General features: G+C 72.8%; 5 protein-coding genes and 1 pseudogene. 1 reads left to right on the plus strand and 5 read right to left on the minus strand.

Features of this window, described 5'->3' with window-relative positions; translation table 11 throughout:
- A pseudogene (locus tag ACJA3G_RS30500) lies at positions 1-311 on the minus strand (ankyrin repeat domain-containing protein); the annotation flags it as partial.
- A gap of 436 nt (positions 312-747) precedes the next feature.
- The gene (locus ACJA3G_RS30505) at positions 748-1,455 is read right to left on the minus strand and encodes an RraA family protein (RefSeq protein WP_406556274.1); all 708 of its coding nucleotides are present in this window, start codon (positions 1,453-1,455) and stop codon (positions 748-750) included.
- A 234-nt stretch (positions 1,456-1,689) separates the two neighbouring features.
- Here ACJA3G_RS30505 and ACJA3G_RS30510 point away from each other — a divergent pair, with 234 nt between their 5' ends.
- Positions 1,690-2,400, plus strand: a complete 711-nt coding sequence (locus ACJA3G_RS30510; protein ID WP_406556275.1) for a GNAT family N-acetyltransferase — start codon at positions 1,690-1,692, stop codon at positions 2,398-2,400.
- Here the strand turns inward: ACJA3G_RS30510 and ACJA3G_RS30515 are convergent.
- From ACJA3G_RS30515 to ACJA3G_RS30525, 3 genes are all read right to left on the minus strand, one after another.
- On the minus strand, positions 2,367-3,362 hold the full coding sequence (locus tag ACJA3G_RS30515) for an ABC transporter substrate-binding protein (protein WP_406556276.1): 996 nt from the start codon (positions 3,360-3,362) through the stop codon (positions 2,367-2,369). The genes ACJA3G_RS30510 and ACJA3G_RS30515 overlap by 34 nt on opposite strands.
- Positions 3,359-4,033 (minus strand): ABC transporter permease, encoded by a 675-nt coding sequence (locus ACJA3G_RS30520; RefSeq protein WP_406556277.1) that lies wholly within the window; start codon positions 4,031-4,033, stop codon positions 3,359-3,361. Before ACJA3G_RS30520 ends, ACJA3G_RS30515 begins: the two co-directional genes overlap by 4 nt.
- The coding region (locus tag ACJA3G_RS30525; RefSeq protein WP_406556278.1) for an ABC transporter permease at positions 4,030-4,693 on the minus strand (664 nt) is incomplete at its 5' end. The genes ACJA3G_RS30520 and ACJA3G_RS30525, both read right to left, overlap by 4 nt.

The following is a 4,693-nucleotide window of genomic DNA, read 5'->3' on the forward strand; positions in this document are numbered from 1 at the left end:
GCCGTGTCCAGCGGGGTCAACTCGTCGTAGCCCACCCAGTCGATGTCACCGCCCCGGTCGCGCAGATACGCGGCCGTCGGCAGTTGGCCGCCGTGGCAGGCGCACCACAGCGCCTCCGTGATCTCGATGGCGGGCGGGCGCGGCGCTCCGGGGGCGAAGTGGGCGGCGACCCGGTCGAGTTCGCCGAGCCCGGCCGCCTGCCACAGCGTCGTACGGGCGCCTCGTTCGAGGAGTCGGCGGGCGGCCCGCCACTGGCCGAAGGCGACCGCGTCCGCCATCGCCGTGCCGCCCGCGATGACCGAGCCGTCCACCTCGATGTCCGCGCCCAGGTCGAGCAGGGCGTCCAGGACGGCGACGTCGTCGCAGCTCGCCGCCCAGTGGAGCGGGGTCTCCGCGTGGCGGGCCGGTGAACCGCGCTCCCACGTCCGCGCCCGCCCCGACGAGCGCGGCCACGACCGCCGGGCCGTTCGGGAAGTGGCCCGGCCAGTCGGTGGCCACGTGCAGCAGGGTGCGGTTCACCAGCTCGTCGCCCAGGCGCGTCGCCGCGAGACGGGGGTGCGCTGCGAGGAGTTCCCGCAGGCGCGGGAGATCCCCGGCGCGGATCACCGTGGTGACCTCGACGGCGAGCGGCTCGTGCGCGCCGATCAGCAGCGTGGACATGGTGGGACCGGTCCCTTCCGCCGGGAGCCGCCGCGTCCGGGAGCGAAGGGGGACACGGCGGGGCGCACCCTGTGCCTGTACGCCATCCTATTCCTCGATCGCCCCACCCACCGCGCGCAGATGCTCACGGAACGTGAGCGCCGGGTTGTCGCTGCGGTCGGCGAGGTAGCGGGTGAACCGCACCTGTTCCCGCAGGGAGTTGCCCTCGCGGATGTGCTGCGCCTGAAGGCGCTCGGTGTCCCGGATCGTCTCCGCGACGGTGAGGAGTTCGGCCGTCCGGTCGGCGGGCACGAACAGCACACCGTCGTCGTCCCCGAGCACCACGTCCTCGCGGCTGACGGTCCACTCCCCCACCGTGGCCGCCTCCAGCGCGTCCTTGGCGCGGCCGTCCAGCCGCTGCGGCCCGGTCGGGGTCGCGCCCATGCTGAACACCGGGAGTCCGATGGCCCGGATGTCGGCGGTGTCGCGGTGCAGGCCCCAGATCACCACGCCCGAGAGCCCCGCGTCCTTGGCCTCCAGGACGGCGAGGTCCCCGACGCACGCCTCGTCGAGCCGTCCGCCGTTGTCGACGACCAGGACGTCACCGGGCGCGGCCTGCTCGTACGCCTCCAGAAAGATGTCGACGCTGCCGACGTGCCGGGCGGGCGCCACCCGCCCGGCCACCCGCCCGCACTGCGTCCCGTGGTGGACGGCGGGCGGCGCGCACCGCACCGGCACGCGTGCGCGCAGGCACGCGTCCGCCATGTGCGCGGTGGTCAGAGTCGCGAACCGGCTGTTGAGCTCGTCGTGATCCATGCCCTCGTGTCCCTCTCGCCGTTGCTGCCGTTGCTGCCGTTCTGCCCGTACTTCCCCGTGACCCCATTGTCGGGGTCGGCCCCGGCGCACACCCTCACTTCCCGTACGCCCCCGTCCAGTCCCGTACGCTCCCCTCCGCATCCGTACGGACGTGAAATGTGGACGTGAAAAATCGGGTGGCCCGTCCGGCTGGAGAGGGCCCCTCCGGCGCCGCTCCACTGCCATGATGGCCCCATGCCCCAGCTGGTCCCTGCCGTAGTCCCGGCAGGCCGCCTCGGACGGTCCGACCAACCGGCCCTCGCGGTATCCGCCGGTCTGTTCCTGCGGCCCTGGGAACTCGACGACGCGCCGTTCGTTTACCAGGCGTACCAGGATCCGGCGATCCAGCACTGGACGCGGCGGCGCGCGGACTGCGAGATCGAGACCCGGGGGTGGATCGCGCGCTGGCGCCAGGGCTGGCGTGCGGAGACGGACGCGCACTGGGCGGTGGCGCGCGCCTCGGACGGCGCGCTGGTCGGCTGGATCGCGCTGTGCTGCCTGGATCTGGCGGTGGGCCGCTCCGAGTGCCGGTACTGGATCCTGCCCTCGGTCCGCGGCCAGGGAGTGGCGCCCGCGGCGGTCTCCGCGCTGTCCTCGTGGGCGCTGGACACGGTGGGTCTGCACCGGATCGAGATCGCCCACCCGACGGCCAACCACGCCGCCTGCCAGGTCGCCCTGAAGTCGGGTTTCCCCGCGGAGAGCACCCGTCGCAGCGCCCAGTTGCACGCGGACGGCTGGCACGACGTGCACGTCCACGTATGCGTCCAGGAGAGCGCCGACGATCCCGAGGACCCGCTGCCGCCGGAGCGTGCGGCGGGGCATGTCCAGCGGCGGTTGCACCGGCGCGGCAAGGACCGGCTGCGGGACCGCATTCAGGGCCGCAGAAGGCCCTTCGACACCAAGTAGTTCCTGGCCACGTCCTTGGCCAACCGCCGCCAGCTGTCCACCTGCTGGTTGAGGTGAGCCAGGTCGGCGGTGGTCAGTACGGTGTTGAGCGCGCCCAGCGCACGCGTCACCCCTTCACTCCCGGCCCGCGACCGGTTGACGACGGGCACGATGTAGTCAGCGTTCTGGAGGTGCCGGTCGTCGGCGAGCAGAACGAGCCCGAAGGCGTCCAGGGTCGCGTCCGTCGTCGTGGTGAGGACCATCTGGTCCTGCCCGTTCTGCACCGCCTGCTTGGACTGGGTGGTGCCTACGCCCTTGGGGTCGACGGCGGTGATGTCGATGCCGTACGTCTTCTTCAACCCCGGTTCGCAGTAGGGCCGCTGGACGCACTCGTCCCCCGCCGCGAGCCGTACGGGCAGCTTCGCCGCGCCCAGGTCGCTGAGCGTCCTGAGCCTGTGGCGGCGCGCGTACGCCACGGTCACCGCGAAGGCGTTCTGGTCCACGGCCTTGCCGGGGTCGAGGACGGTGAGGCCGCGCGGTGCGGCCAGGGCGCGCAGGGCGGTCATGGTCGTGGCGAGGTCGGGTGAGCCGACGGGCGGCGCGTCCGGCCCGTGGGCTTTGGCGTTGAGCCAGTCCGCGAGGGTGGCGGCGTACTCGGGGACGACGTCGATCTGCCCGGCCTCCAGGGCGGGTTCGTACAGCTCGCGGTTGGTGACCGAGAGGATCTTGGTGCGGTAGCCGGCGCGGTTGAGGAGCAGGGCGTACATCTGGGCGAGCAGATCGCTCTCGGTGAATCCGGCGGTGCCGATGGTGAGGTGCTTGCTGTCGCCGGGGGGCGCCGTGACGGCGCCCTGGTTTTCGAGGGTGGGGCCGGTGGTGCAGGCGGTGAGGGAGGTCGCGGCGAGCACCCCCGCCGTGAGGAGCACCCCGGCCGTGAGGGCGAGCCCGGCTCTCGTACGGGAGCGGGGCCGACGGGGCCTCATACGGCCCCGCCCCTCGCCCACACGGGTCCGAGCCGCTGGACGACCTCGAAGACCGCCTCGACCAGCAGCGCGAAGACGGCGACGAGGAAGGCCCCGGCGACGACCTGCGGGGTGGAGGCGAGATTGAACCCCGCGGTGATGATCCGCCCCAGCCCGCCACCCCCGGCGAGCGCGGCGAGGGTGGCGGTGGCGACGAGCTGGACGGCGGCGATACGGACGCCGGTGAGGACGAGCGGCAGCGCGAGGGGCAGTTCGACCCGCCACAGCATCTGACCACCGGTCATCCCCATGCCCCGCGCCGCCCGGACCACATCGCGGTCGACCTCGCGCATCCCGACGTACGCGTTGGTCAGCAGCGGCGGCACGGCGAAGAGGACGAGGGCGACGATGGTGGGCGCCTCACCGTGCCGCCCCAGCGGGGTGAGGAGCAGCAGGACGAGCACGGCGAAGGTGGGCACGGCCCGGCCGATGTTGGAGAGGTTGACGGCGAGGGCGCCGCCCTTGCCGAGGTGACCGAGGACGAGGGCGACGGGCAGCGCGATGAGACAGCTGAGAACGAGGCAGAGCGCGGTGAGCCAGAGGTGTTCGCCGAGCCGGTGCCAGACGCCGTTCTCGCCGTGCCAGTGGGCGGAGCTGGTGAGCCAGGACCAGGCGTCGGAGAGGGTGCTCATCCGCGTACCGCCCGGGTCCAGGGGGTGAGCAGCCGCTGGGCGAGGAGGAGGACGAGGTCGGCGGCGACGGCGATGACGACGCACAGGACGGACGCGGTGAGGACCTGCGCCTTGAAGTAGGTGTTCATCCCGGCGTAGATGAGGTTGCCGAGCCCGCCGTAGCCGACGATGGCGCCGACGGTGACGAGGGAGACGGCGGAGACGGTCGCGATCCGCAGCCCCGCCATGGCGGCGGGCAACGCGAGCGGCAGCTCCACGGCGAGCAGCAGCCGTACGGGCCCGTATCCCATGCCACGCGCGGCCTGCCGGGTGTCCTCGGGCACGGCCCGCAGCCCGGCGAGGATGTTCCGTACGAGGAGGGTGAGCGAGTACAGGACGAGTCCCGCCACGACGAGGGTGGCGGAGAGCCCGTACACGGGCAGGAGCAGCGAGAACATCGCGAGGGAGGGGATGGTGTAGAGGACGGTGGTGAGCCCCAGTACGGGTCCGGCGGCCCCGCGCCACCGCCGCGCCGCGATGGCGAGCGGCAGGGCGATGACCAGCCCGATGACGACGGAGACGACGGTCAGCTGAAGGTGCTGCACGACGGCGTCCCAGATGATCGAGCGGCGGGAGGAGAGGTAGTCGCCGCAGATCCAGTCGTTGTGGGCGAGGCAGTCG

This window comes from Streptomyces sp. YS-3, from assembly GCF_045257485.1.
Lineage (GTDB): Bacteria > Actinomycetota > Actinomycetes > Streptomycetales > Streptomycetaceae > Streptomyces.

Bases quoted from the DNA above. Each gene is read 5' to 3' on its own strand.
- ACJA3G_RS30515 (WP_406556276.1), bottom strand. From the start codon at position 3,362: ATGAGGCCCCGTCGGCCCCGCTCCCGTACGAGAGCCGGGCTCGCCCTC.
- ACJA3G_RS30505 (WP_406556274.1), bottom strand. From the start codon at position 1,455: ATGGATCACGACGAGCTCAACAGCCGGTTCGCGACTCTGACCACCGCG.
- ACJA3G_RS30510 (WP_406556275.1), top strand. From the start codon at position 1,690: ATGCCCCAGCTGGTCCCTGCCGTAGTCCCGGCAGGCCGCCTCGGACGG.
- ACJA3G_RS30520 (WP_406556277.1), bottom strand. From the start codon at position 4,033: ATGAGCACCCTCTCCGACGCCTGGTCCTGGCTCACCAGCTCCGCCCAC.